The 24,574-nt window shown below is 36.0% G+C and carries 24 protein-coding genes, 3 pseudogenes and 1 riboswitch; of the genes and pseudogenes, 24 read left to right on the forward strand and 3 right to left on the reverse strand.

What is annotated here, in order from left to right; translation table 11 throughout:
- The first annotated feature begins 161 nt into the window (after nt 1-161).
- The 3 genes from H1D32_RS14775 (at nt 162) to H1D32_RS14785 (ending at nt 2,134) form a co-directional block, all read left to right on the forward strand.
- Nucleotides 162-926 carry a segregation/condensation protein A gene (locus tag H1D32_RS14775; RefSeq protein ID WP_261179045.1) on the forward strand — a complete coding sequence of 255 codons (765 nt, stop codon included), beginning with the start codon at nt 162-164 and terminating at the stop codon, nt 924-926.
- Nucleotides 919-1,512: an SMC-Scp complex subunit ScpB gene (gene scpB / locus H1D32_RS14780; RefSeq protein WP_261179272.1), complete on the forward strand. Its 594-nt coding sequence runs from the start codon at nt 919-921 to the stop codon at nt 1,510-1,512. The genes H1D32_RS14775 and scpB overlap by 8 nt, the downstream gene beginning before the upstream one ends.
- Nucleotides 1,513-1,642: 130 nt before the next feature.
- Nucleotides 1,643-2,134: a YpuI family protein gene (locus H1D32_RS14785; RefSeq protein WP_261179047.1), complete on the forward strand. Its 492-nt coding sequence runs from the start codon at nt 1,643-1,645 to the stop codon at nt 2,132-2,134.
- Nucleotides 2,135-2,327: 193 nt separating this feature from the next.
- On the opposite strand, the gene H1D32_RS14790 is transcribed toward H1D32_RS14785, so the two are convergent.
- The gene (locus H1D32_RS14790; protein WP_261179049.1) at nt 2,328-3,137 is read right to left on the reverse strand and encodes a DUF2935 domain-containing protein; all 810 of its coding nucleotides are present in this window, start codon (nt 3,135-3,137) and stop codon (nt 2,328-2,330) included.
- Nucleotides 3,138-3,382: 245 nt separating this feature from the next.
- Here H1D32_RS14790 and H1D32_RS14795 point away from each other — a divergent pair, with 245 nt between their 5' ends.
- Nucleotides 3,383-4,243, forward strand: coding sequence for a superoxide dismutase (locus H1D32_RS14795; protein ID WP_261179050.1), 861 nt, complete (start codon nt 3,383-3,385; stop codon nt 4,241-4,243).
- A 70-nt stretch (nt 4,244-4,313) separates the two neighbouring features.
- Here the strand turns inward: H1D32_RS14795 and H1D32_RS14800 are convergent, their stop codons facing one another.
- Nucleotides 4,314-5,879, reverse strand: a complete 1,566-nt coding sequence (locus H1D32_RS14800; RefSeq protein ID WP_261179051.1) for an alkaline phosphatase family protein — start codon at nt 5,877-5,879, stop codon at nt 4,314-4,316.
- Between the two features lie 263 nt (nt 5,880-6,142).
- On the opposite strand from H1D32_RS14800, the gene H1D32_RS14805 reads away from it, so the two are divergent.
- From H1D32_RS14805 to H1D32_RS14880, 16 genes and pseudogenes are all read left to right on the forward strand, one after another.
- Nucleotides 6,143-6,346, forward strand: coding sequence for a DUF1657 domain-containing protein (locus H1D32_RS14805; RefSeq protein WP_261179052.1), 204 nt, complete (start codon nt 6,143-6,145; stop codon nt 6,344-6,346).
- 174 nt (nt 6,347-6,520) lie between these two features.
- Entirely contained in the window at nt 6,521-6,952 is a 432-nt protein-coding gene (locus H1D32_RS14810; protein WP_261179053.1) for a YhcN/YlaJ family sporulation lipoprotein, read from the forward strand.
- 19 nt (nt 6,953-6,971) lie between these two features.
- A complete protein-coding gene (spoVAC, locus tag H1D32_RS14815; RefSeq protein ID WP_261179054.1) occupies nt 6,972-7,451 on the forward strand; it encodes a stage V sporulation protein AC in 480 nt (159 codons plus the stop codon).
- Complete coding sequence (gene spoVAD, locus H1D32_RS14820; protein ID WP_261179055.1) at nt 7,452-8,468, forward strand: stage V sporulation protein AD; 1,017 nt, start codon at nt 7,452-7,454, stop codon at nt 8,466-8,468.
- Nucleotides 8,465-8,815, forward strand: a complete 351-nt coding sequence (gene spoVAE, locus H1D32_RS14825) for a stage V sporulation protein AE (RefSeq protein ID WP_261179056.1) — start codon at nt 8,465-8,467, stop codon at nt 8,813-8,815. The genes spoVAD and spoVAE overlap by 4 nt, the downstream gene beginning before the upstream one ends.
- Nucleotides 8,816-8,829: 14 nt before the next feature.
- Complete coding sequence (locus tag H1D32_RS14830) at nt 8,830-9,036, forward strand: DUF1657 domain-containing protein (RefSeq protein ID WP_261179057.1); 207 nt, start codon at nt 8,830-8,832, stop codon at nt 9,034-9,036.
- A 40-nt stretch (nt 9,037-9,076) separates the two neighbouring features.
- Nucleotides 9,077-9,934 carry a DUF421 domain-containing protein gene (locus tag H1D32_RS14835; protein WP_261179273.1) on the forward strand — a complete coding sequence of 286 codons (858 nt, stop codon included), beginning with the start codon at nt 9,077-9,079 and terminating at the stop codon, nt 9,932-9,934.
- 514 nt (nt 9,935-10,448) lie between these two features.
- A complete protein-coding gene (locus tag H1D32_RS14840) occupies nt 10,449-11,612 on the forward strand; it encodes a D-alanyl-D-alanine carboxypeptidase family protein (RefSeq protein ID WP_261179059.1) in 1,164 nt (387 codons plus the stop codon).
- Nucleotides 11,605-12,201 carry a nucleoside recognition domain-containing protein gene (locus H1D32_RS14845; RefSeq protein ID WP_261179061.1) on the forward strand — a complete coding sequence of 199 codons (597 nt, stop codon included), beginning with the start codon at nt 11,605-11,607 and terminating at the stop codon, nt 12,199-12,201. Before H1D32_RS14840 ends, H1D32_RS14845 begins: the two co-directional genes overlap by 8 nt.
- The gene (locus tag H1D32_RS14850) at nt 12,201-12,737 is read left to right on the forward strand and encodes a spore maturation protein (RefSeq protein WP_261179063.1); all 537 of its coding nucleotides are present in this window, start codon (nt 12,201-12,203) and stop codon (nt 12,735-12,737) included. Before H1D32_RS14845 ends, H1D32_RS14850 begins: the two co-directional genes overlap by 1 nt.
- A 475-nt stretch (nt 12,738-13,212) precedes the next feature.
- A complete protein-coding gene (locus H1D32_RS14855) occupies nt 13,213-13,944 on the forward strand; it encodes a pseudouridine synthase (protein WP_261179064.1) in 732 nt (243 codons plus the stop codon).
- Between the two features lie 86 nt (nt 13,945-14,030).
- The gene (gene resA / locus H1D32_RS14860) at nt 14,031-14,561 is read left to right on the forward strand and encodes a thiol-disulfide oxidoreductase ResA (RefSeq protein WP_261179065.1); all 531 of its coding nucleotides are present in this window, start codon (nt 14,031-14,033) and stop codon (nt 14,559-14,561) included.
- Between the two features lie 10 nt (nt 14,562-14,571).
- Nucleotides 14,572-16,190: pseudogene (gene resB / locus H1D32_RS14865) on the forward strand (cytochrome c biogenesis protein ResB).
- A 112-nt stretch (nt 16,191-16,302) separates the two neighbouring features.
- Entirely contained in the window at nt 16,303-17,487 is a 1,185-nt protein-coding gene (gene ccsB / locus H1D32_RS14870; protein WP_261179066.1) for a c-type cytochrome biogenesis protein CcsB, read from the forward strand.
- Nucleotides 17,488-17,989: 502 nt separating this feature from the next.
- On the forward strand, nt 17,990-18,706 hold the full coding sequence (locus H1D32_RS14875; RefSeq protein ID WP_261179067.1) for a response regulator transcription factor: 717 nt from the start codon (nt 17,990-17,992) through the stop codon (nt 18,704-18,706).
- Nucleotides 18,706-20,493: a cell wall metabolism sensor histidine kinase WalK gene (locus H1D32_RS14880; RefSeq protein ID WP_261179068.1), complete on the forward strand. Its 1,788-nt coding sequence runs from the start codon at nt 18,706-18,708 to the stop codon at nt 20,491-20,493. The genes H1D32_RS14875 and H1D32_RS14880 overlap by 1 nt, the downstream gene beginning before the upstream one ends.
- Before the next feature lie 174 nt (nt 20,494-20,667).
- Here H1D32_RS14880 and H1D32_RS14885 read toward each other — a convergent pair.
- A pseudogene (locus H1D32_RS14885) lies at nt 20,668-21,188 on the reverse strand (MogA/MoaB family molybdenum cofactor biosynthesis protein).
- Between the two features lie 111 nt (nt 21,189-21,299).
- Nucleotides 21,300-21,486, forward strand: a riboswitch (cobalamin riboswitch).
- Nucleotides 21,487-21,644: 158 nt separating this feature from the next.
- On the opposite strand from H1D32_RS14885, the gene H1D32_RS14890 reads away from it, so the two are divergent.
- The 4 genes and pseudogenes from H1D32_RS14890 (at nt 21,645) to H1D32_RS14905 (ending at nt 24,332) form a co-directional block, all read left to right on the forward strand.
- Nucleotides 21,645-22,019, forward strand: coding sequence for a DUF4430 domain-containing protein (locus tag H1D32_RS14890; protein WP_261179069.1), 375 nt, complete (start codon nt 21,645-21,647; stop codon nt 22,017-22,019).
- Entirely contained in the window at nt 21,979-22,527 is a 549-nt protein-coding gene (locus H1D32_RS14895; protein WP_261179070.1) for an ECF transporter S component, read from the forward strand. Before H1D32_RS14890 ends, H1D32_RS14895 begins: the two co-directional genes overlap by 41 nt.
- Before the next feature lie 26 nt (nt 22,528-22,553).
- A pseudogene (locus H1D32_RS14900) lies at nt 22,554-23,134 on the forward strand (cob(I)yrinic acid a,c-diamide adenosyltransferase).
- 238 nt (nt 23,135-23,372) lie between these two features.
- Nucleotides 23,373-24,332 (forward strand): VanW family protein, encoded by a 960-nt coding sequence (locus tag H1D32_RS14905; protein WP_261179071.1) that lies wholly within the window; start codon nt 23,373-23,375, stop codon nt 24,330-24,332.
- Nucleotides 24,333-24,574 lie beyond the last annotated feature (242 nt).

Raw genomic sequence — 24,574 nt, forward strand, 5'->3', positions numbered from 1 at the left:
AGGAAGAAATTAATAGGCATTAGAAAGCATTAGTTCTTAAAAAGACACGTATCTTATCTAAAAATATGATATAATTTCATATTGATTACATTTTGTTTAAGAATAACTTAGTCTTTACTATCTTAGGTATTCTAAACTGCTAGCGGAAAATGGTGAAGTTTATGACTCAATATAATGTGAAATTAGATGCATTTGAAGGACCATTAGATTTGCTTTTACATTTAATTAATAAAGCTGAAGTTGATATTTATGATATACCAGTAGCAAAAATAACAGATCAGTATATGAATTATATTCATACGATGCAAAGGCTAGAGCTAGATGTTGCTAGTGAATATCTAGTTATGGCTGCAACATTACTTGCGATAAAAAGCAAGATGCTTCTACCGAAACACGAAGAGGAATTATTTGATGAAAATGACGAATATATTGATGAGGATGATCCGCGAGAAGAATTAATTACACGGTTAATTGAGTATCGTAGGTATAAGGAAGCTGCAGAAACGTTAAAAGAGCGTGAAAAAGACCGGGGGTTGATCTTTAGTAAAACCCCAAGTGATCTAAGTCCTTACTTAGATGAGGTGAAAAGAGAGCCACAACGTATTAATGCAAGCCTCTATGATATGTTAGATGCCTTTGATCAGCTTTTGAAACGAAAAATCTTGAAAATACCAAAACAAACGAAAATACATCGCGAAGATTTTCCGCTAGAAAAAAGAATGGAAGAAATCATTGATCGAATTAATCTAAGCAATGGGAAAACGTCGTTCTTTCAGTTATTTGATTACGAGGAACGTGGTCAGTTAATTGTTACTTTTTTAGCAATCCTAGAATTAATGAAAGCAAAAAAAATTGTTTGTCAGCAAGAGGCGAACTTTCATGATATATCGGTTTGTCGCTGGGAGGAGAACACATTTGTTGGATAGATTTGAAGTGAAGGCAATAATAGAGGGACTTTTATTCATCTCGGGTGAAGAGGGTATTGAAGAAAAGCAAATTGCTGAAGTGCTGCAAATGGAAGTGCTTTGGATTAAGGATATTTTAAATGAATTAATCGAAGAATATCAGCAGGATTCACGGGGACTGCAAATAGTTCAGTTAGCAGGCGTGTATCAGTTTACGACTAAGCAAGAGCATGCAGTATATTTTAAGCGCCTAATAAATTCGCCCAATTCTGCTACATTATCTCAGGCGGCCTTAGAAACTTTAGCGATTGTCGCTTATAAACAACCGATTGCTAGAGCTGAAATAGAAGAAATTAGAGGGGTTAAATCCGAACGACCTTTGCAAACATTAATAGCAAAGCTATTAATTAAGGAGGTTGGTAGGGTTGAGGGAACTGGAAGAGCAATTCTATATGGGACAACCAGAGATTTTTTAGATCATTTCGGTTTAAAATCACTTCAAGAACTACCGCCACTCCCTGAACAGCAATTAGAGCTTGAAGAAGCAGATTTGTTTTTTGAACGCTTTCAGCAGGAGTTAATCGGAAATGAAGAGGAAAAATTATAAGAAAAGTGAGATAATTTACAAAAAGGTTCACAGCTTGCACTTATTTTAGCGTATAATAGTATAAACAAACATAAATATTGAGAGAGAGTTCTTTTGAATTCTCAAATTGAAAAAATATAGGGGGATCATTATGGGTGATAGCCTTGTTAAAGGTCAAATTACAATAACACTTGAAAAGCTAAGTAAGATCAGTAATACAGTAAGTGAATTTTTAAATGAAGCTACTGTTACTAATCTAAAGGCTGAAAAAGCTGAAGAAAAATTAGGTTATTATGGAGACTTACTTGGATCGTTGAGAAGAATAAATGTTTTTTGCGACGAAGGTAAAAACTCCTGTGAGGTTATATTGAATGGAAATACGTTTCGAAAAGCTGCGGCAGAAAAAACGTTATTTTGGATCTATCATAACTGTGTTGAAGAGTTTTTCAATCCAAGAATTGAAAATTGGTATGAGGATAGTCGTGCCGCTTACACTGGAAAAAATGCAATAAAGTTTGCATATAACGTGCCTCAGTCATTAAAGGAAATGGTTGCAAGTATTGAGGGACCTTTCCAAACCATTCGTGAAGAACTTGAATATTATGAAACCGATTATCGGACAAAAGTAATCCAAACTAAATAAACTAAATTTTCATCCTCAGAGTGAAGAGTACCCCCTGTTTTTAAACAAAAATAGGGGTTTTTTTATTTGATAATAAATATGAGCTACCTAATTGCAACTCATTATGAAAGCTAATGTGATCATAAAGAAATTGTAAATAAAAAAGGCTGTTGAGACGTTCTCAACAGCCTGAAATGACAATTTGTCATGCTTCTTACTCTTCCACCCGTGGTTTAGTCGGGTTACATTCTGGTAGATAAACTTCCTTCGCACTTTCAGCTAATTTTGTAATATAATAGCATTCCTCACGAGCCATATGGTCAGCCATTAAGGGCGATAGTGTACTCAAGGTCACGTTGGCCATTTCCATTTCAAGTAGCTCATTTAAAAATCCTTTAAAAACTTCGATTTCTAATTCAACTTGATTATTAAATCTAGCTAGCGCAGGGAACTGTTCGATATTAGCTCTTAAATATCCAGCAAGTTCTACTGCTTTTATATAGAAATTTTCAAATCGCTTCGTAAAATTTTCTCCTTTTTCACGCAGTTGTTTTTCTACTAAGTCTAATGAACCCGTTATTGCGTCTGAATGTCCGGCTGCGTCTAAAAGCCATACAAGATGATGATGGAGTGGGTGTGATACTGGTGGTTTTTCTCCTTCGATTAGGTAAGGTAGAATTCTTAAATACTCCTCAACCTCATTTACCATATGGTTTATAAAAGTTGGAGGTAAATCAATTGAAATGTCACCGATCAAATGCTGTTTAATGAGGTTCAATTTAAACTGCCTAATCTGATTTGCGTACTCAAAAGCTTGTTTATTTAGCCAAGTTAACTTCGAGTTTGTAATTGTCGGAGTAGTTTGAGTCAACAGTTGGTCAAAAATAGTAATAAAGGTTTTTGCTTTTTCAATTTCTTCTGTCTCAAGTGGAGAAAGAGCGTCTCGAATAAATCTTGCGTGATCCCCTAGTACTTGAAGCCAAAACTGATGTTCAAACAGAGATACTTCTACATAACTCTTCATTAGTTGTTACCATCTCCTTTTCTAGGGTTACTTTCAATCTAATGTTCATTTTATGTTCGAGGCTAAGTATTCATGTCAAAACGTTTACCTGAAACTTAGTAAGCACGAAAAAATTTACTAGGCATATAGTGGATGTAGAAGAATTATCTTTATTGAACGCTCTTTGCTAAAAGCTTGTTGCTTTTGCTTTTAGGTCGTAACCAAGCGAATGGTTCTGAGCCAGAGATAAATACGGAGGGGAATTTATGGAACAAATTGAAAAAAAGCAATATATTGAAACTTTATTGGAATGGTCACGTGAGTTAAAACAAAGAACAACTATTTCAGATACTATCCAAGAAAGACTAGATCAATTTGAAAAAAAATTAAACAACTCAGGAAACATTTCTAACGTGGATCTGACTAAGCTATCAAGAGATGCAAATGAGTTATATCAGCAAATTATTGTTTCTAAGGAGATAAGAAAGGAAGACGTTAGAAGAGTTCCAATCGGACAACATAAATTACCACCTCTTCCATACGCTTACAATGCACTTTTACCTTATATAGATGAAGAAATTATGAGACTACATCACGCTGAGCATCACAAAAGTTATGTAGATGGCTTAAACAAAGCTGAAAAAGAAATGGAGAAAGCCAGAAAAAAAGGAGATTTTGACCTAATAAAACATTGGCAAAGGGAGGCCGCTTTTAATGGAGCAGGTCATTATTTGCATACAATTTTTTGGAATGTCATGAGTCCAAAAGGCGGAGGGAATCCTAAAGGTGCTTTAGCTAAGCAAATAGAACTTGATTTTGGTAGTTTTGAACTGTTTAAGCAGCATTTTTCTGAAGCTGCTAAAAAGGTAGAGGCAGTCGGATGGGCAATCCTGGTTTGGGCCCCTCGATCAAGAAGGTTAGAAATCCTACAGGCTGAGAAACATCAAAACTTAAGCCAGTGGGATGTTGTTCCTATATTACCTTTAGATGTGTGGGAACATGCTTACTATTTACAATATAAAAATAAACGTGATTTGTATGTCGATAATTGGTGGAATGTTGTAAATTGGAATCATGCCGAAGAACGATTCGTAGCTGCACAAAAGTTGCAATGGCAACCTTTCTAAACGCAAGTAAAGGCAGTTTCCAAGGAATGAAATTACATCATTTATTCCTGGAAACTGCCATTTTCATTTCCTATTCAAAGAGGTCGATAATGTACTCTTTTAAATCAACAATGCGTAGCTTTGCTGGTTTTTTTTCAGTTCCTGCAATGATTAATGCTGCAAGTGTGTCATTTGCATGAATTCCTCCATGCTCACCTCCTGCTTCGTGAACAGGGGCACCCTCCGAATAAAATTGATGGCTTGGTTTAGCAGTAAGAACTAAGGTTTGAATATCATGACTGTTTAAAGCCGATTGTAGCTGATTTAGGACATCGGGATTGCTAACATATTTTATTTTGTTATTATCTAATTCTATAGAAACAACTCTCTCATCTCCTTCTATATCCCACCCTTGGTCATATCGATCACGATAAGTGTTACCTGGTTTAAACCGAAAAAAAGAACTGTAATCAGGAGAAGTAACGTAAATCCAATCGCCATCGATCCAGCTAGCTAGAGCAATCCTGTTATCCATCATGGCCATTTCCGCGAGAAATGGTAAAGATTCAGGATTGTTTGGTGCATAAACGTATGTCATCCGGTGATTATTAGCGAAAGCTATTTCAAAATCACTAACTTTTTCCCCTAAAGGAGCAACTGCAAAACCTTCATAAATTTCGTCTAGATCAATAGTTAACTTAACATCGTCTTCAAGCAACTTGTCCTGTCCATGGTCTCCTAAAACAATAAAAATATTTTCTTCTAGTGCTTTCTCCCAACTTTCATAGCTGTTAAGTATTTCTTGAAAAAATGTTTCAGCCCGCTCGAAGCCCTTTAAATACTGAATGCTATGTTCATGAGCCGCCCTATCAAAATCAGGTAAAAATACAGTTAAAAAATCAGGCTGCTCTCCAGCTTGGATTAATGCCTTAGTGGCTTCTACAGAATATTCATCATTTAGTCCAAGTTTGCGAAAGATGGACTCTGGTAGATTTTTATCTTGCAATGCTTTTGGTTTTACTAGTTGGCCAAAAGCTAAAAGGTCTGGTCCGTTTGTTTGCATTGCCTCTGGAAGATCAAGCATTTCTTGAATATAAAGTGGAACATTGACAGGGTGAGACTTATGTCCTCGATACATGATGAAGTTAACTGAACCAGTAGTGTAACCTCTTTTGTGTAATTCCTCATGAATGGTACTTACATTCGAATTAAGATGAGTGTTATTTAAATGATATAGGGAGTCCAAGATCGATTGTTTCGGTGATAATTTTAGTGTCTTTTCGATTGACGTTCCGTAATCTATATAACGATCTTCATCTGTTTTGTACCAATTTAACCCTGGAATTCCATGCCCGTCCGCCATTTTTCCAGTTAGTAATGTACTTTCAATTACTACGGACATTGAAGGGAATGGAGCGACTAAATCGTTATAATACTGTCCATTTTCCATTAGGAATTGTAAGGCTGGGATGCTTCCTTTCTCTTTCGTACGGTCTATAACAGAGCCTGTCATTGAATCGATCATCACGAGGATAACTTTTTTACGCGGGTCCTTATCCTCTGCTTCAAGGCTCTTTATTGACGCATTATTTTCAGTCTGTTGCTGACATGCAGCAAATAGCAGTAAGAAAACGATTAAAGACACGAATTTCTTCATGGTAAAAAAACTCCTTCTGGTAAAAATGATTTTGACTAAGAAATTAGCCAAGTTTTACTAAAATCTTAATTTATTGTGTTCTGAAATCTGTCTTATTACTCATTTCTACTCAAAACCTTCAATTTAAGATAATTTATTTTATGCAATATAGAATGGTTTACGCGGGATTAATTAACAGAATAGGAAGCGCGATTAAAAAGAAAAATAATGGATGGGCTTAAATGAGTTCATTTGATTTTTAATAAAATTGGAGGTGTCCCACTATGACAGTAGCAGCTCAAGTAAAACAAACACTTGCAGGATTAAAAAGTGCTCAAGCAAGTTTCGAAGCATTCGCTTTGCAAACCGATAATCAACAAGCAAAACAAATGTACCAAAATTGTGCTCAACAGACCCAAATGATTGTTGATACGTTGTCACCAAGAGTTCAAGAAATCGAACAAGAAGAGCCGCAATACAAAAATTAATAATAAAAGGGAGGGGAAGCATGGTTTAATTTTGCAATAGTTAAACCGATACCGCATCTCCTCTCAAATTTTATCCAAAAGCCCAACTTACAAAAAGATCCTACATAAAAAAAATATAATTTGTAAAAAACTAACATACTAAGACAGATAATAAACAAAGATTGGGATGATTTTATGAAAAAAATTATTGCCTTTTTCTTTATTTTTTTATTTCTAATCACTGGTTGTAATCTAGTTGGTCAAGGAGACACTTCACCTCGTTATATTGGAAAAAATAGTGTTAGTGACCAGACAATGGCTGACGAAGCAAAACAAATTGTTCTTTCGATGGAAGAAGTTATTGCCGTTACTGGTGCCACATATAAGGAGGATATTTATGTAGCGGTAAGAGTAAAGCAATTTGACCGATTTTTTTTAGATCGAATTCGTAAAGAAGCTCAAAATAAGATTAAGAAGAGATTTCCAGATTCAAAAGTTCATGTTTCTACTGATAAAAAAGTGTATCTCGAGTTAGAAAAGTTAGAACAACAATTGTTGAACAATAAGGTTAAAAAAGCAGATATTGAAAAGCAATGGACAAGAATAGAGGACTTTATGAAAGGCTAAATAAGTAAGGGGTGGGAGAATGTCTGATCAAAAAAAGAAGAATTTAACACCAATTCAGCAAGAGTATCAGAGCTTAGCTAAAAAGCACGAACTAAAAAGGCCAGTAGTAAAAAATTGTATTAAAGCATTTTTGGTAGGAGGTTTTATTTGTTTTATTGGACAGTTTGTCCAAGTCTTTTATGTTCATTTTTTCGAATTTAATGAAAGAACAGCGGGGAATCCAACTGTCGCTACTATGATTTTCATTGCTGTGTTATTAACAGGTTTTGGTGTTTATGACCGTCTAGGGCAATTTGCAGGAGCTGGCACGGCTGTTCCGGTAACTGGGTTTGCAAATTCCGTCGCCTCAGCAGCTATTGAACATCGAAGTGAAGGTTACGTCTTAGGTGTTGGTGGGAACATGTTTAAGTTAGCCGGATCTGTCATTGTGTTTGGTACATTTTCGGCATTCGTAATAGCCATTATCAAAACAATTCTTATCAAGTGGGGTGGACTGTAAATGCGATTAGGTCATCGTACATGGCTTTTTGAGAACAAACCTAAAATAATCGCTACTGGTACAATCTGCGGGCCTTTTGAGGGAAAAGGGAAAATAGCTAATGATTTTGATACTATTCACGGCGATCTTTGGTTGGGACAAGATTCATATGAAAAAGCTCAAAGGGTTATGTTTGAAGAAGCTTGTACTAAAGCAGTTGAAAAAGCTGGCTTGACTAAAGAAGAAATTGATTTCTTGCTAGCTGGTGATTTAATTAATCAAATCACTCCGACAAGCTTTGCTAGTCGAACATTAAGTACACCTTATATTGGATTGTTTGGCGCTTGTTCTACTTCAATGGAAGGATTGGCTTTAGCATCTTTAATCGTTGACAGTGGACACGGGAAGAATGTCTTAGCAGGTACCGCTAGTCATAATACTGCTACTGAAAAACAATTTCGCTATCCTACAGAATATGGTGGTCAAAAGCCTCCAACAGCGCAATGGACTGTAACAGCAGCAGGTGCTGCTATTGTTAGTTGTGAAGGGGAAGGTCCGATTGTTACATCTGCTACCCTTGGAAAAGTAATCGATATGGGAATGAGTGATCCATTTAATATGGGGGGCGCTATGGCGCCAGCAGCAGTTGATACGATAACGGCTCATTTGAAAGATCGTAACATCGATTCTTCTTACTATGACTATATCTTTACTGGTGATTTAGGGACAATTGGCCGTGAGATTGCCCTTGATTTATTGAAAAAACATAGCATTTCGATCGAAAAAGAAAAATTTCAAGACTGTGGTTTGCTGATTTACAAAGAGGATCAGCCAATCTTTGCAGGAGGAAGTGGTGCGGGGTGCTCAGCAGGTGTTACATATGGTCATTTGCTAAATCGAATGAAAAACGGTGAAATTAAAAGGATGCTAATCGTTGCAACAGGAGCTCTATTATCTCCACTATCTTTTCAACAAAAGGAAACAATCCCTTGTATAGCACACGCAGTTTCCATTGAAGCAGGAGGTGCTCAGTCATGATCTTTTTTTGGGCTTTTGTTGTTGGGGGCATCATTTGTGTGATTGGACAGATTTTGATGGACGTAGTGAAACTCACTCCGGCACATACGATGAGTACGTTAGTCGTTAGTGGTGCGATCTTAGACGGATTAGGCTTATACGAACCATTAATTGATTTTGCTGGTGCTGGAGCAACAATCCCAATAACTTCTTTTGGGAATTCCCTTGTACACGGAGCTATGGCTGAAGCAGAAAGACATGGTCTCGTTGGTGTAATCACAGGGATATTTGAAGTAACAAGTGCAGGGATATCAGCAGCGATCATATTTGGTTTTATTGCAGCCTTGATATTTAAGCCTAAAGGATAAGGAGTTGGAGTTTGATGACAGTTGGCTCACAGGTAAAACAATGCTTATCAAGCTTAAAGAGTATAGAAGCTACATTAAATAGTTTTGCAATAATGACAGATGAGGATGAGGCGAGACGTGCCTTTCATGAGACATGCTTAAAAACACGTAAGGTCATACAACAAATGGAAGCTAGGGTTGACGAATTAGAAATTGAAGAACCACAATATAAAGGATTTTAAATTACCTCTGAAACAATTGAAAGGAGGGACAAAAATGATTATACCTGGTTGGGTAGAAATTATTCTTAGGTCAATGGTAGCTTTCTTGGTATTATTAGTCGCAGCAAAGCTCTTTGTAAAAAAATCTGTTGCACATTTTTCGTTTTTTGAAGCTACAACAATGTTAATCATTGGCGTTATTTTAGCTATTGGGTCCTTTCATATTGGTGTTCCCGTAGGCTACTCAATTATTGCTTTAATCACTTGGTTGACTGTTGTTGGGCTAGTAAATTATATTTCCTTAAAAAGTGTATCGTTTCGTAATTTTATTCATGGCAAAGGAATTCCAGTAATTAAAGATGGGAAAATATTAGAAGACAACTTAAAGAAAGAACGTTATACGACTGATGATTTACTAAAGCAACTGCGAACAAAAAATGTTTTTAAAGTTGCGGATGTTGAATTTGCAGTCCTAGAATCAAGTGGAGATATTAACGTTCTTCTGAAAAAAGAAAACCAGCCACTAACGGCTAAGGATATGTTAATTCCTGTTGCCCCAACTAAGGAACCGCAAACAGTAGTGATGGACGGAAAGATCATGGATGAAGCATTATCAACAGTTGGGTTAAACCGAGGGTGGTTAGAAGGCGAATTAGAGAAAATAGGGGTAGCAATTGAAAATGTGTTTCTAGCACAAGTAGATAGCTTTGGGGAGTTAACGATAGATCTATTTGACGATAAAATAAAAGTTCCTGAGCCGAAAGAAAAACCACTACTACTTGCATCTATTAAGAAAGTACAAGCAGACTTGGAGATTTTTTCTTTTCAGACAGATAATAAACAAGCAAAAGATTTATTTGCTAATTGTGCATCTGAAATGGATGAAGTGCTAAAAAGAGTTACGAAATACTTACATTAGTTCGTATCACTTCTAGTGGATTCTCGATGATGGTGTTTACGCCATACTATTGAAATTGTAGGCTTCTCAAACAGCAAATTTATGTATGCTAAAAATCATAAGTAATGAAGAACAATAATGATGATGAGAACAAGTTTAGGAAAAAGAACTTTACATTAGTCACAAGCGATAAAATCAGCCTTATAAGGCGCGATTTATCGCTTTTTTATTGAGTAAGATATACAAGCTAACGATGTACATTTAGACCGTTTAAGAATGTACAAAGTAACTCATCATCACTTTCAAGTGTTTTATAATTCTTCTGTATGAAGTACCACAATACTAACGACTGTTGCGTTGTGTAAATGAATGTGGTTAAAGTTCGGACAGGAGGACGCTAGAAAAGCATTCCGAACCTAGGCCAAGTTCAGAATGGACAGGTTGATAAATAGTTAAAATAATTCAAACTCCAATCATAACGCTTTTTTTTGTGCATACACTTGTACAAAACATGAAAAAGGACGGGGTATAGAAAATGGTCAAACAAGCTGTAATAAAGTTAAACGTCGTCATAATAGTGCTTTTGTTGCTATTTTCAATATCGACAACAACAGTAGGTGCATACAATTTTTCCGTTTCTGGCCAAGCTGCCATTTTAATGGAACAAGAAAGTGGACGAGTGCTTTATGAGAAGGATGCTCATAAACAGTTACGAATTGCGAGTATAACGAAAATTATGACAGCTCTACTTGCAATAGAGTCAGGAAAGATGGATGAAATTGTAACAGTTAGTAGCAATGCTTTTGGAACAGAAGGTTCTTCTCTGTATTTAAGGCTAGGGGAAAAAATAAAACTTGAAGATTTAGTTTATGGGTTAATGCTTCGATCAGGAAACGATTCTGCGGTAGCTATCGCAGAACATGTTGGTGGAAGTTTAGATGGCTTTGTTTATTTAATGAATGAAAAAGCGAAAGAAATTGGAATGGCGAAAACAGTTTTTAATAATCCACACGGATTAGATGACCACGAAGAACATTATTCTACTGCTTACGATATGGCGTTATTAACCCGTTATGCAATGAAAAATGAACAATTTAGAGTGATTTCTGCAACAAAAAGCTACCGTGCCCCACAAGAAGGAGAAAATTGGGATCGTATTTGGCAAAATAAAAACCGCTTGCTTACCCAACTTTACAAGTATTCAACTGGGGGGAAAACAGGTTATACAAAGAGAGCAAAACGTACACTAGTTTCAACAGCGGCCAAAGAAGATGTACATTTAATTGCAGTAACATTAAACGCACCTAGTGACTGGCAAGATCATATGAATATGTTTAATTGGGGATTTGACTCGTTTGAAGTATTCCCCGTTGTCGAAGAAGGGATTATCGATAATCTAAAAGATAATTTCTATAAGAATAAAGTAAGTGCAAACTATACGTTTGAATACCCTGTCACTTCTGAAGAAAAACAGTTTCTCAGCAAAAAAATTACACTTTACAATCCACCAAAAGGAAATGAATGGCAGGAAAATGGTGTTCCGAATCCTGTGGGAAAAATTACAATTGACTTAAATGGAACAACAATCGGGGAGGTACCTTTATCTTTTGTTGGTGAGGTGACGATAGAGAAAAAGAGTTTTTGGTCAAAGTTGGTAGACCTGGTGTTTCTCACTTTGGGAGTGAATAAAGATGGTTAATATCATCTGGATGGCAATGTTAATCATTGGAGTAATATTTGCAGCAATTAATGGAACAATGGGTTCCGTCAACGAAGCTATTTTTAAAGGTGCCCAAGATGCGGTAACGATTTGTATAGGTTTGATTAGCATTCTCGTATTTTGGTTAGGGTTGATGCGAATTGCCCAAGCATCAGGTTTATTAGAAGGATTAGCAAAAATTATGAGACCAATAGCAACTAGATTATTTCCTGAGGTTCCTAGTAATCATCCAGCAATGGGGTATATATTATCAAATATGACTGCAAATCTATTTGGCTTAGGAAATGCTGCAACTCCAATGGGAATCAAAGCAATGGAGCAATTGAAAAAGTTGAACGGGGACAAGGATTCAGCAAGTCGTTCTATGATAACATTACTTGCTATTAATACGGCAAGTATAACCCTGATCCCTACCACTGTGATTTCTATTCGGATGAATTACGGCTCAGCAAATCCCACAGAGATAGTGGGCACTACTTTAATTGCCACTTTCTGTTCGACGCTAGCAGCGATAATGATTGATCGTTTCTTTTATTATCGACGGGTCAGAAAAGGTAGGGATCTGTAATGGCTTGGATTAGTACCATCTCAATATGGTTGATACCACTACTTATTGTCTTAATATTATTATATGGGACGATAAAACGAGTTCCTACATATGAAACATTTGTTGAGGGAGCAAAAGAGGGATTTGGTATGGCAGTATCAATTATCCCTTATCTAGTAGGGATGTTAGTTGCAATTTCTGTCTTTCGTGCTTCTGGTGCGATGGAATTTTTCATAGATTTATTGAGACCGATTTTACATGCAGTTGGAATACCAACAGAAATTGTACCATTAGCATTTATTCGTCCCATTTCAGGTACAGGAGCATTAGGAATGACCTCGGATTTAATTGCTACTTATGGTCCTGATTCCTTTATTGGAAGATTAGCTTCAACTATGCAAGGTAGCACTGATACGACTTTTTATGTATTAACGGTATACTTTGGAGCGGTAGGAATTAAAAAGATGGGTGATGCCCTAAAAGTAGGATTGCTAGCAGACATTGTAGGGATTATCGCCTCTATTGTTGTTGTAACTATTGTTTTTGGTGTAATGTAAGTGAAATGTATAGATCAGAAAGGCTCACACTATGTGAGCCTTTCTTTTTTGAACGAAAATCATAACAAAAAAAGCTCTTTTCTAAAACATTGCTCCTGCGGTTACTCGTCGCACAAAAAAACTTGTTGCTTTTTAACCGAAAATAATTGGAAAAATTCCTTAGATGAAGATATCACCCAATAAATTGAGTAAGAAAAGAGCACTACTTACTAAATAAGTAGTGAAATCTTAGTAGTTATGTCTAAAAAACTTTGCGAAAACAGCCTAAATAAAAATAAAGTTGTTAAAAACATGGTAGTATTGCTTATAATAGGTAATGCTGCTCTTAATGTAGAATGTAAAAATGTCGAGTGTAGTATTTGCTGAAAGTAACATCGAAGTTATACTTTCAGATCATTCTACATTTTACAGTTATAAGTGGGTTTGCTTGAAAAATGAAATAAAAAAAATTTATGATATGTATGAGGTGGAAAGTATGGAACGTTTACAAAAAGTTATTGCCCAAGCAGGGGTTGCTTCAAGGAGAAAAGCAGAAGAGTTAATCACTGAAGGGAGAGTTACAGTGAATGGCGAGGTAGTTACTGAGTTAGGGACGAAGGTAACACCAAGAAAAGATAAGGTGGAAGTTAATGGTGTACCTATTGATAGAGAACAACCGGTGTATTATATGCTATACAAACCAACTGGCGTAATTTCGAGTGTGAGTGATGACAAGGGTCGCAAAGTCGTAACAGACTTTTTTAATAATGAGCACCGACTCTTTCCAGTAGGAAGACTAGATTATGATACGTCAGGACTACTGTTACTAACAAATGATGGTGAATTCGCAAATTTACTAATGCATCCCAAATATAAAATATCAAAGATGTATGTAGCTAAGGTTCAAGGTGTACCTAGCCGTGAGAAACTTAAGCAGCTTGAAAAAGGGATCATGCTCGAGGATGGAAAAACAGCACCAGCCAGAGTTAAGTTTGTTTCTGGAAATCCGAAAACAGGGACTTCAATTATTGAAATTACTATCCATGAAGGCAGAAATCGCCAAGTTCGACGGATGTTTGAGGCAATCGGTCACCCTGTATTAAAACTAAAGCGCGAAATGTATGGATTTTTAACTTTGAAAGGCTTAAATACTGGTGAAGCCAGAGAATTAAGGCCACATGAAATAAAACAGTTACGAGAATTAGCAGAAAAAAACAAGTACATTTAAATTGTTTCTAATGCAAAAATAGTGTTAATATAGAAAAGGATTGTGATAAAAAAGAGATTAAGATAAAAAATTGGGGGAGGTACAACATGAAAAATCGTCGCTTTATTACCCGTCTCATCGTACTTCTTGGGATATCGGCTGCTTTAGGTTATACGTTCTATACAAGTTTTTTAAATCAAAAAGACATTGTTAGTGTCGGGGACAAAGCCCCTAATTTTGTATTAACAGATTTAGAGGGAAATGAAGTTGAATTAGCTGATTTAAAAGGAAAAGGGGTCTTTTTGAATTTTTGGGCTACCGTTTGTCCCCCGTGTCGTGATGAAATGCCTTATATGGAAAAAAGCTACCAAGAATATAAAGACCAAGGCATTGTTATTCTTGCTGTAAACTTTGATGAAGCACCATTAGCAATCGAGAGATTCGTTCAACGTTATGGTTTAACGTTTCCGATTCTATTGGATAAAGGTGTACAAGTTAGCCAAGTTTACGGTGTTCGAGAATTACCTGCAACTTTTCTAATAGATGAAAACGGAATTGTTATTGAACGTAGGATTGGTGGCTTAACAGAACAAATGGTAGAAAACTATGTTCAAAAAATCCTTCCAACTTCCCAATGAGGTGTGAGATATGGAAAATGTAAAATGCGAGTGTGGGCACGTAAATCCACACGGCACTGTTATTTGTGAATCATGTGGGAAACCTTTTTTTGAAGAAGAAAAGGTTTGCTTAATATGCGGTATGAAGGTGTGGCCAGGCGTTCTCAAACGTATAACAAAACATTCATTGATAAGATATGGAACTTTTTCTCTAGTGTTAAGGTTGGCATATGGATTATTGTTATTACATTAGTAGCCTCTAGTATTGGAACAATTTTCCCTCAGGAAATGTATATCCCACCTGGAGCAAATCCTAGCCTATTTTATCAGGAAGAATATGGAGTTTTAGGGCAATTATATTATTCATTTGGTTTTCACGATTTATACAACTCATGGTGGTACATGCTGCTAATTGCCTCTTTAGGGGTGTCATTAATAATCTGTAGTTTAGATCGTGTAGTACCGCTACACCGTGCTTTAAAGACGCAACGTGTTACACGTCATGAAAGTTTTTTAAGAAGGCAAAGAGTACATGGAGTTTCTAAGGTGGATCATACTGATGAAACTCTTGAGCAAGCAAAACACCTTTTAAAAAATAAAAAGTATAACGTAACTGAAGAAAATGGAAATATTGTAGCTGAAAAAGGCCGTTTTTCAAGATGGGGTCCTTATGTAAACCACATTGGACTCATTATCTTCTTAATTGGAAGTATGCTGCGCTTTTTCCCTGGAATGTACGTTGATGAAAACATATGGGTAAGAGAAGGCGAGACTGTTGTAATTCGTGGAACAGAAGGTGAGTTTTTTCTTAGAAATGACCAATTTTTTGTGGAGTTTTATGATGATACTGATGCGAGGTTTCAAGATGCATTAACCAGAGTGGGAAGTCCAGTTGTAAAGACCTACCAAACATCTGCTACGTTGTTTCAAAGGGTCGATGATGGTGTTGTTGGTAGAGAACCTGAGTTAGTCGAAATAGCGAGACATGACATCAGAGTTAATGATCCATTCAAGTTCAATAACTATGCGTTATATCAATATGCATTTAAGCAAAATGAAATAAGTGAAATGAGTTTTGAGTTAGAGGAAATTGCAACTGGGGAACGTTTTGGAAGAATTGATGTATCAACCTATGATCCTAGTTCAATTTATGATTTAGGTAACGGTTATAAAGTAGAGATCATTGAATACTTTCCAGACTTTCATTTTGATGATAATCGAACGCCAGCATCTTTGTCACGAGTTCCTAATAATCCAGCTTTCATTTTTAAGATGTTTACGCCTGAAAATGAAGAAGGTGAAATATCGTTCGTAGGAATACAGACAAATCAGGATATTAACGGTGAAAATACACACCGAATGAGGTTTGTTGACATTGATATGAATAATGTTACCAATTTAGTAGTCCGGAAAGATCATACACTTGGTATTTTAATTGTTGGTGGTATTATTTTTATGATCGGCTTAATCCAAGGTATGTATTGGACGCATCGACGTATATGGATCCAGAAGGTAAACGATGAACTTTGGGTATCTGCCCATACAAATAAAAACTGGTATGGCTTAAAGAAAGATATTGAAACAGTCGTTAATTCGACAGAGCTTTCAATGCCTACTGATAAAGTGGAAGAGGAAGAGAAAACAGTTTAAAGTGATGAGTTTTGAGTTTTGAGTGAATAAAAAATTAGGTTTAACAAAATTAGGATAACTCATAACTCAACACTCATACCTCAAAACTTGAAAAGAAAAGGGAGGTAAAGAAGTGGCTCAGTTAAGTAGTAATTTATTATTAATAGCTTTTTTCTTATATTTGGGTGCTACTATCTTTTTTGCAGTTTCTTTAACAGGAAAGAAGTTTAAGGATAAAACGGGTGAAGAAAATAATAAATCAGGAAAATTAGGTTATTTAACCTCCATTGTGGCATTAATATTTGCACTTGGTTATTTTGTAACACGTTGGATTGCCGCAGGACATGCACCTGTTAGTAATTTGTTTGAATACACAACCTTTTTTGGGATTATGATGTCGCTTGCTTTTGTCATTATTTATCCTATTTATAAGTTAAATGTACTTGGTTTTTTCTCAATGCCTGTTGTCATGCTAATTATTGCATATGCATCAATGTTTCCAAGTGAGATTTCGCCGTTAATTCCGGCTTTACAAAGTTATTGGTTAAAAATTCACGTTATTACAACAGCGTTAGGTCAAGGTATCTTAGCAATTGGTTTTGCTGGAGGATTAATTTATCTTTTAAGAGTTATTGATTTTAAAAAGAATGACAAGCAAGTAAAAGCGATTGAATTTGTGATGTATTCACTAATCAGCGTGATTGGTTTTATTTTAATTACATCTACTTTCAATGCCTTAGACTATGAAGCTCAATTTTCTTATGTTAATGAAAAAGGAATAGAAACTGAAATGGTCTATAACTTACCAGCATTTGTTGGACCAAATGAAAGTGTGTTGCTAACTGAGGGGAGAATGTCACCTTTCTTTAATGTTCATCCGAACATTAAGAGTGGTGATTTAAATACAGTTATATGGTCATTATTAACAGGATTAGTATTGTACTACTTAATTAGACTTTTAACGCGTAGAAAAGTAGGACAATTATTTCAACCATTATTGCGTGGAGTTAGTCCACAAGCAGCCGACGAAATTAGTTATCGAGCAATTGCAATTGGGTTCCCTATTTTCACATTAGGTGGATTAATCTTTGCGATGATCTGGGCACAAATTGCATGGACTAGGTTTTGGGCTTGGGATCCCAAAGAAGTTTGGGCGTTAATCACATTTTTATTCTACGCCGCTTATCTTCACTTACGTTTGTCACGAGGATGGCATGGTGACAAGTCGGCTTGGTTATGTGTAATTGGTTTTGCAATTATCATGTTTAATCTAATTTTTGTGAATTTAGTCATTGCGGGGTTACATTCTTACGCATAAAATTTTAAGGTGAAAAGGCTGTCTCGATAGCGAACGGTCGGTTACTCACGGTATTACGTTTTCTATGTGAGTGATTGTCGAATATTGAGACAGTCTTCTTTTTGTAGTTTATTTTCGTAATATTGTTACTTATTCTGTTAGAAAAAGTTCTGTCAAAAAGGTGCAAACCTTAGGTCTTTGCAACGCTCTTTTCTAGAAGACTGTTGCTATTAGCTTTTAGAACGTAACCAAGCGATGCTTGGCTCTTTAGGTATTTCGTGAACCTTTTGAGAATAAATAAACTTTTAGGACAAATTTATTTGTCCCAATGGCTTATTTATTCTCAAAAGACGACCTAAAAGCAACAAAGTTTATGAAAACAGCCTTTTGCAAAACATGTCAGGAACTGCAAATAAATATAGTCAAAATTAGATGTTATGTTAAAATATATTATTATGTAATATACTTATAGTAAGTATAATAATATTTGATTCGTATTTTTTAGCTTGAGGGGGAGTTATTGATGGCAAAGGAAGCAAAAATTTTGGTTGTTGATGACGAGGAACGTATCCGTCGTCTTTTAAAAATGTATCTAGAAAGAGAAGACTATGAAGTTGAAGATGCTGAAAATGGTGAAATTGCACTTCATATGGCTGTTGAAAATAATTATGACCTAATTTTATTAGATATCATGATGCCAGGTATGGATGGAATTGAAGTTTGTCAGGAAATTAGAAAGTCAAAAGCGACACCGATTATAATGCTCACCGCTAAAGGTGAGGAAGCAAATCGTGTTCAAGGTTTTGAAGCAGGAACTGACGATTATATTGTTAAACCCTTCAGCCCTAGAGAAGTTGTTTTACGTGTAAAAGCACTGCTAAGAAGATCATCTTCAACAAAGTTCTTACAAACAGAAACTTCATCAAAAGATGTGTTAGTTTTCCCACATTTAACAATTGATAATGATGCACATCGAGTAACTGTTGATGGATCTGAAATTAGTTTAACGCCGAAAGAATATGAGTTATTATTTTATTTAGCGCAATCACCAGATAAAGTTTTTGCCCGTGAACAATTATTAAAAGATGTTTGGAATTATGAATTTTTTGGAGATTTACGTACTGTGGATACCCATATTAAGCGTCTCCGTGAGAAGTTAAACAAAATTTCTCCAGAAGCAGCAGCAATGATTTCAACTGTATGGGGTGTTGGTTATAAGTTTGAGGCAGTGAAAGAGTAATGTTCTGGAGAAGTGTGGTAGGCAAGGTTTGGTTTACAATATTATTGTTAGTATCGGTAGTGTTAACGATACTAACAATTATGCTTTTACAATACTTTGAAAAGTTTCATACTGATCAAGCAGAAGATCAACTGACAAATCATGCGTATATGATCGCTACGATTTTGGAGGAATATGAGACTGAGGATGTTGCACTTTCGACTAGTAAACGACTGATTGATAATTACTCAATGAATTTACTACTTGTATTAGACGGGGATGAAGTATTGTATTATCCGTACGAATCTGAAAAAATCCCCGTAGAAATATTCCAAACCAATCCAGAACTTGGAAAAGTAATTTTAAATGAAGAAGTGGTTATTACCAGAGGTGATTTTCCGTTTTATTTAAATGGAGAGCAAATTCATAATGAAGTATTAGTCGTAGGTATGCCAGTGGATTTGCTCCAAAACCGGACGGGAATTCTTTATGTATATCAATATTTAGAGGTTGTTGATGAAGCTTTATCGCAAACGAAGAATATTATCCTTTTAGCTGCTGGAATTGCCTTTATTTTGACGACAATCTTTGCCTTCTTTTTATCAACTAGGATTACAGCACCACTACGAAAGATGAGGCAGGCTGCTTTGGAGGTGGCCAAAGGTAATTTCGATACGAAAGTACCAATTTTATCTAGAGACGAGATTGGTTCCCTTGCTATGGCATTTAATCGAATGGGGAGAGTTCTTAACACAAACTTAATGGCATTAAATCAGGAAAAAGAACAACTATCCCGTATCTTAAGTAGTATGGCAGATGGAGTAATAACGTTAGATCGTAAAGGGTCAATTGTTGTCACAAATCCCCCTGCAAAACAATTTATTCAAGCATGGTATTTTGAACAAAGCATTGAAGTGAATCCTGATGCTACGGATGATTTGCCAAAAGCGATTAAAAAGCTTTTTCAGCAAGTCGTAGCCTTAGAAAAAGAGCAAATGGCCGAAGTCGATGTTCAGGGACGAACATGGGTTGTTTTAATGACTCCATTATATGACGAAAGTTTTGTTCGTGGTGCTGTGGCCGTACTTCGTGATATGACTGAAGAACGACTGCACGATAAACTTAGAAAAGATTTCATTGCTAATGTTTCGCATGAATTACGGACACCAATTGCGATGTTGCAGGGGTATAGTGAAGCTATTATTGACGATATTGCAGGCTCTGAAGAAGAGAAGAAAGAGCTAGCGCAAATTATCTATGATGAATCATTAAGGATGGGGCGGCTAGTAAATGAACTTCTTGACTTAGCCCGTATGGAGGCTGGTCATATTCAGTTGAATATTGAGCCAATAAATATTAGAGAGTTCGCTAGAAGAGTCTTACGAAAATTTCAAGGGGTTGCCAAAGACCATAATATTCAGTTGAAAGCGGAAATAGCTGAAGTAGAATCAGAAATCATGGTTGATCCTGACAGAATTGAGCAAGTTCTAACAAACTTAATTGATAATGCGATGCGACACACGAGTGTTCAAGGATCAGTAACTTTAGCCGTTTCCCCACTTAGAGACGGGATAAAAATTGATATTCGTGACACTGGTTCAGGAATTCCTGAAGAAGATCTACCATTTGTCTTTGAACGGTTTTATAAGGCTGATAAAGCAAGAACAAGAGGAAGATCAGGTACAGGTCTTGGACTAGCTATAGTTAAAAATATCGTAGAGGCCCATAACGGTCACGTGTCGGTACACAGCAAATTAGGTGAAGGAACGACATTTTCCTTCTTTATTCCTTCGAAGAATGAAGAATGATAAGTTTTTTTAACGAATAAGATTGTTTCTTATGAAACATTTGTTGTATTGAGTTCGGAGTTATGAGTGTCGAGTTGCGGAGAGATTAGCTTCGGAGCAAATTTTTCATTAACTCAACACTCATATCTCAAAACAAAAAGGAAAAATTCCGATGCGGAATTTTTCCTTTTTTTACTACTTTTTCGCATCCTTATAAATTTCACGCATGACATGAGCTAATTCTGGAACGATAAGTTTGCTCATGGCCAGCTTTACGGCCCCGCTTGAACCGGGCATTGAAAAAATAGCGGTTGCACCACGAACTCCAGCAATGGCACGACTTAAAATAGCAGCTGGACCAATGTCTTCTGCATAGCTTAGGTAACGAAAGATCTCACCGAAACCAGGCATTTCTTTGTCTAACATATCTCGTACCGCTTCGTATGTAGTATCTCTAAATGTAATCCCAGTTCCGCCATTAAGTAAACGGCTTCTACCTCTGGCCGTTCAGAAGCCTCTCGGATCAATGATTGAATTTGTGTATATTCATCTTTAACAATATGGTAGTCTATGACTTGATAACTACCATCTTCTAAAAGTAATTCTTTTATTAGTTGCCCGCTTTTATCTGTTTCCTCTGTTCGTGTATCTGAAACAGTGATAATCATAACATTAACTGATTTGGGTGCTTCTTTTCGATGTTCCTCTACTGCCATCTACATAACCTCCTAAAAAATTGTTTCTAACATGTAAATTATAGCATAATTTTAAAAAATAAGACAAAATGCTGTTCATAATTAGCAATTATTATGTATAATATAAATCAGTAAATCAATAATCTTTAAGGTCACTTTATGTTAGTAGAGTGTTAAAAGGGAAGCTGGTGTAAGTCCAGCACGGTCCCGCCACTGTAAAACGCTAGAATGTTTTAATATCCACTGTCATCAAATTGATGGGAAGGAAAAACATTTGCAATGCGTAAGTCAGGAGACCTGCCTTAAAGAAACATGTGATGCCTTCGAGGAAAAGGTCAAGCAGTTATGTACATTGTTGTTTTTAATAACTTTGCATATATCTGACTAACCAAAGTTCCCGTTGTTGGGAACTTTTTCTTTTTTCCAAAGTTCTTTAAGTTTATTGATTTGCGAAATAAGGGAAAAGGAGAATGTAGTATGAGAAAATTATTATTTTTGGTCACAATCTTTTTTGCTTTGTTAACTGTGGGGTGTTCTAATGAGGTTAAGCAAGAAAGCAGCACTTCAGCTGCAAATGCACAAATCATCCTTGTGGTTGATGAAGAAAGTGAAGTTTTTGAAGTGGAATTTGTTGAAGGCTTAAGTTTAATGGAAATCATGAAAGAAAATTTTGATGTTGAAACAGCTTTTGAGGATAGTTTTATCATCGGAATTAATGGTTTGCTAGCTGATGACTCTGCCAAAATGGGTTGGATGTATACGATTAACGGGGAATTCGCTATGAAAGGCGCGAATGAGTATACACCAGAAGATGGCGATACAGTCGAATTCAAGTATGAATCTTGGGAGTAGCTCATCAACAAGACTTTTGACTACTCTTGCAATGCTCTCAAGCTTGGCAGTTGTCGGTCGGATAGCCTTTTCTTTTTTGCCTAATATCCAACCAGCAACTACAATTATACTATTAGCAGCATTATCTTTTGGACCGATTGCCGGAGTTGTCATTGCAATAGTAAGTACAGTTGTAACTAACTTTTTCCTAGGGGCCGGAATGTGGACGGTTTGGCAAATTGCCGCTTGGTCAGTGATAGCTTTAATTACTGGAAGCTTGGTAAATGTTCATACTAGGATACCTATATATATCCTATCTCTTTATGCGGGGCTCTGCGGTTTGATTTATGGATTAATTATCTCAATACCTATGTCAAAGTTTGTGGGAAGTTTTTGGGCTTATTATTTGTCTGGCTTACCGTTTGATATAAGTCATTCCATTGGTAATATTGTGTTTTTTACTCTAATGTACCCAATATATTTTAAAGTCTTTAAAAAAAATATTAACATCATTAGGAAAACAAACTAAATCCATATTAAAAAGGAGGGCTTACTATGAAATTGTACACAAGAACAGGTGATGAAGGGAAAACGAGTGTTATTGGTGGAAGGGTGGATAAAGATGACATTCGTGTTGAAGCCTATGGTACGATTGATGAAGTTAACAGCTTTGTTGGTCTTGCGGTAACACAGCTTAATACAGACCTGTTTCCAGATATATTAAAAGAGTTGGAAAAAATTCAGCATGAGCTTTTTGACTGCGGTGGTGATTTAGCACTTCTTTCGACTAAATATCCTTATAAAGCTTCTTCCGAGATGATTACTTTTTAGAAGAACGTATCGATGCCTATATCGCTGAAGCGCCACAACTTGAAAAGTTTATTTTACCGGGTGGTTCAAATGCAGCAGCAACAGTTCATATTTGTCGTACTGTCACTCGTAGAGCCGAGCGTTTAGTCGTTCAATTACAAAAAGTGGCCGATACAAATCAAATAGTATTAAAATACTTAAATCGCTTATCTGACTATTTCTTTGCTATTGCGAGGGTTATTAACTTTCGCTATGGAGTGAAAGATGTAGAATATGAGCGCAGTGCTTTAGTTTTCCGTGATGAACCCTCAAAGAAGGAACAATAGGATATGGGAGATGTAGACTTATACACGTCTACATCTCTTTTTTTTGCGTAAGCTATTCTTTTGTGCTTTAATCATTTCTTTCTGCCACCTAAAAACCTAAGGACCTTTGAGAAATAAATAGCAATAATTTAGCAGTTAGATCACTTATTTTTCAGTGAAAATTTTTTTCCAAATTATGTTATCAAAACTATGTCCACATCCATATATTATTTCGTATGCAGTTAGAAGGGGGAGATTTATGAAGCAAGTAATCACTTTATTAACTTCACTTTTTCTTTTAAGCGGGTGTTTAATCCTTAACAACGAGGGAGAAGATAGTGCAATAGAAAGTAGAGGAGCACACTTACTGCGTGATGTATATTTATATGAAAAAAAAGAACAAGACCTTCTTTGGACGCTTATAGATGATCGTACAGGGGAAGAAGTAATATCCATACATTTATCTGAGTTGGATTATCAGGTTGGTAAAGGGATTGATAAGCAGAAAGCGGCCCGCCTTGCAAAAGAATTAGCATTAGGAATTGATCAATCACTAATTAACCCGAGTATTACAAGAGAGGGAATAATTAAACCTGGAAGAAATAGAGTGATCTTATCTGAGCAGGAGTTAGTAGATAAGTTGCTAAGTTTAGCTTATTCCAATAAAAGACTACTTTTGCCTATCTATACAGAAGAGCCAAAAGTAACAGTAGAAGACTTAGAGTTAATTAAGAACTCGTTGCTAAGCACCTATTCAACTAATTTTAACCCGAACGTAGTCGGGAGATCTGTAAATATTAAATTATCTTCGCAAGCTATTGATCATTATGTAATTGGGCCTAATGAAATATTTTCTTTTAATAAAGTTGTTGGTCAAAGAACAAAAGAAAGAGGTTATCAAGAGGCCATCGAGATTATTAATAAAGAATTTGTAACCGGCATCGGTGGTGGCATATGTCAGACATCATCAACGTTATTTAATGCAATTGACGGAGCCGGCTTAGAAGTTGTTGAAAGATACAGTCACTCAAGAGAAATAGGGTACGTCCCTGCAAATCGTGATGCTACAGTTTCATGGGGGGGGCCAGATTTCAAGTTCCGAAACAATTATGACATTCCCCTATTGATAACGACAGAAACCAATCTCCAAACAGGGAAAATTGAGGTTCAGGTATATGGACCATCTGTACCAGGTAAGTTGTTGGTGACGACTGATTAATGACCACAAATGAATTAAGGATATTGTGTCTAGTATAGTAAGCTTTGACTTTCGAATTACTGTAAATGTATAAACATATAAATAGACCTTAAGTAAAATCCTTAAATCGATGAAAATTAGCCACTAGATTATGCATAGTTGAAAAATTAGATGGAGTGATTTAGTGGCTTAGAACATTTCAATGAATAATTAGGCAGCTATTTGGAAAATCTTATAAACGTTTCGTCAAAAAAAGAATATAA

Source organism: Anaerobacillus sp. CMMVII (genome assembly GCF_025377685.1).
In the GTDB taxonomy this organism is placed as follows: domain Bacteria; phylum Bacillota; class Bacilli; order Bacillales; family Anaerobacillaceae; genus Anaerobacillus.

What these genes read in the sequence shown, in the direction of transcription:
- H1D32_RS14775 (WP_261179045.1), top strand. Translation starts at nt 162, where the DNA reads ATGACTCAATATAATGTGAAATTAGATGCATTTGAAGGACCATTAGAT.
- H1D32_RS14785 (WP_261179047.1), top strand. Translation starts at nt 1,643, where the DNA reads ATGGGTGATAGCCTTGTTAAAGGTCAAATTACAATAACACTTGAAAAG.
- H1D32_RS14790 (WP_261179049.1), bottom strand. Translation starts at nt 3,137, where the DNA reads ATGAAGAGTTATGTAGAAGTATCTCTGTTTGAACATCAGTTTTGGCTT.
- H1D32_RS14795 (WP_261179050.1), top strand. Translation starts at nt 3,383, where the DNA reads ATGGAACAAATTGAAAAAAAGCAATATATTGAAACTTTATTGGAATGG.
- H1D32_RS14800 (WP_261179051.1), bottom strand. Translation starts at nt 5,879, where the DNA reads ATGAAGAAATTCGTGTCTTTAATCGTTTTCTTACTGCTATTTGCTGCA.
- H1D32_RS14805 (WP_261179052.1), top strand. Translation starts at nt 6,143, where the DNA reads ATGACAGTAGCAGCTCAAGTAAAACAAACACTTGCAGGATTAAAAAGT.
- H1D32_RS14810 (WP_261179053.1), top strand. Translation starts at nt 6,521, where the DNA reads ATGAAAAAAATTATTGCCTTTTTCTTTATTTTTTTATTTCTAATCACT.
- spoVAC (WP_261179054.1), top strand. Translation starts at nt 6,972, where the DNA reads ATGTCTGATCAAAAAAAGAAGAATTTAACACCAATTCAGCAAGAGTAT.
- spoVAD (WP_261179055.1), top strand. Translation starts at nt 7,452, where the DNA reads ATGCGATTAGGTCATCGTACATGGCTTTTTGAGAACAAACCTAAAATA.
- spoVAE (WP_261179056.1), top strand. Translation starts at nt 8,465, where the DNA reads ATGATCTTTTTTTGGGCTTTTGTTGTTGGGGGCATCATTTGTGTGATT.
- H1D32_RS14830 (WP_261179057.1), top strand. Translation starts at nt 8,830, where the DNA reads ATGACAGTTGGCTCACAGGTAAAACAATGCTTATCAAGCTTAAAGAGT.
- H1D32_RS14840 (WP_261179059.1), top strand. Translation starts at nt 10,449, where the DNA reads ATGGTCAAACAAGCTGTAATAAAGTTAAACGTCGTCATAATAGTGCTT.
- H1D32_RS14845 (WP_261179061.1), top strand. Translation starts at nt 11,605, where the DNA reads ATGGTTAATATCATCTGGATGGCAATGTTAATCATTGGAGTAATATTT.
- H1D32_RS14850 (WP_261179063.1), top strand. Translation starts at nt 12,201, where the DNA reads ATGGCTTGGATTAGTACCATCTCAATATGGTTGATACCACTACTTATT.
- H1D32_RS14855 (WP_261179064.1), top strand. Translation starts at nt 13,213, where the DNA reads ATGGAACGTTTACAAAAAGTTATTGCCCAAGCAGGGGTTGCTTCAAGG.
- resA (WP_261179065.1), top strand. Translation starts at nt 14,031, where the DNA reads ATGAAAAATCGTCGCTTTATTACCCGTCTCATCGTACTTCTTGGGATA.
- H1D32_RS14875 (WP_261179067.1), top strand. Translation starts at nt 17,990, where the DNA reads ATGGCAAAGGAAGCAAAAATTTTGGTTGTTGATGACGAGGAACGTATC.
- H1D32_RS14880 (WP_261179068.1), top strand. Translation starts at nt 18,706, where the DNA reads ATGTTCTGGAGAAGTGTGGTAGGCAAGGTTTGGTTTACAATATTATTG.
- H1D32_RS14890 (WP_261179069.1), top strand. Translation starts at nt 21,645, where the DNA reads ATGAGAAAATTATTATTTTTGGTCACAATCTTTTTTGCTTTGTTAACT.
- H1D32_RS14895 (WP_261179070.1), top strand. Translation starts at nt 21,979, where the DNA reads ATGGCGATACAGTCGAATTCAAGTATGAATCTTGGGAGTAGCTCATCA.
- H1D32_RS14905 (WP_261179071.1), top strand. Translation starts at nt 23,373, where the DNA reads ATGAAGCAAGTAATCACTTTATTAACTTCACTTTTTCTTTTAAGCGGG.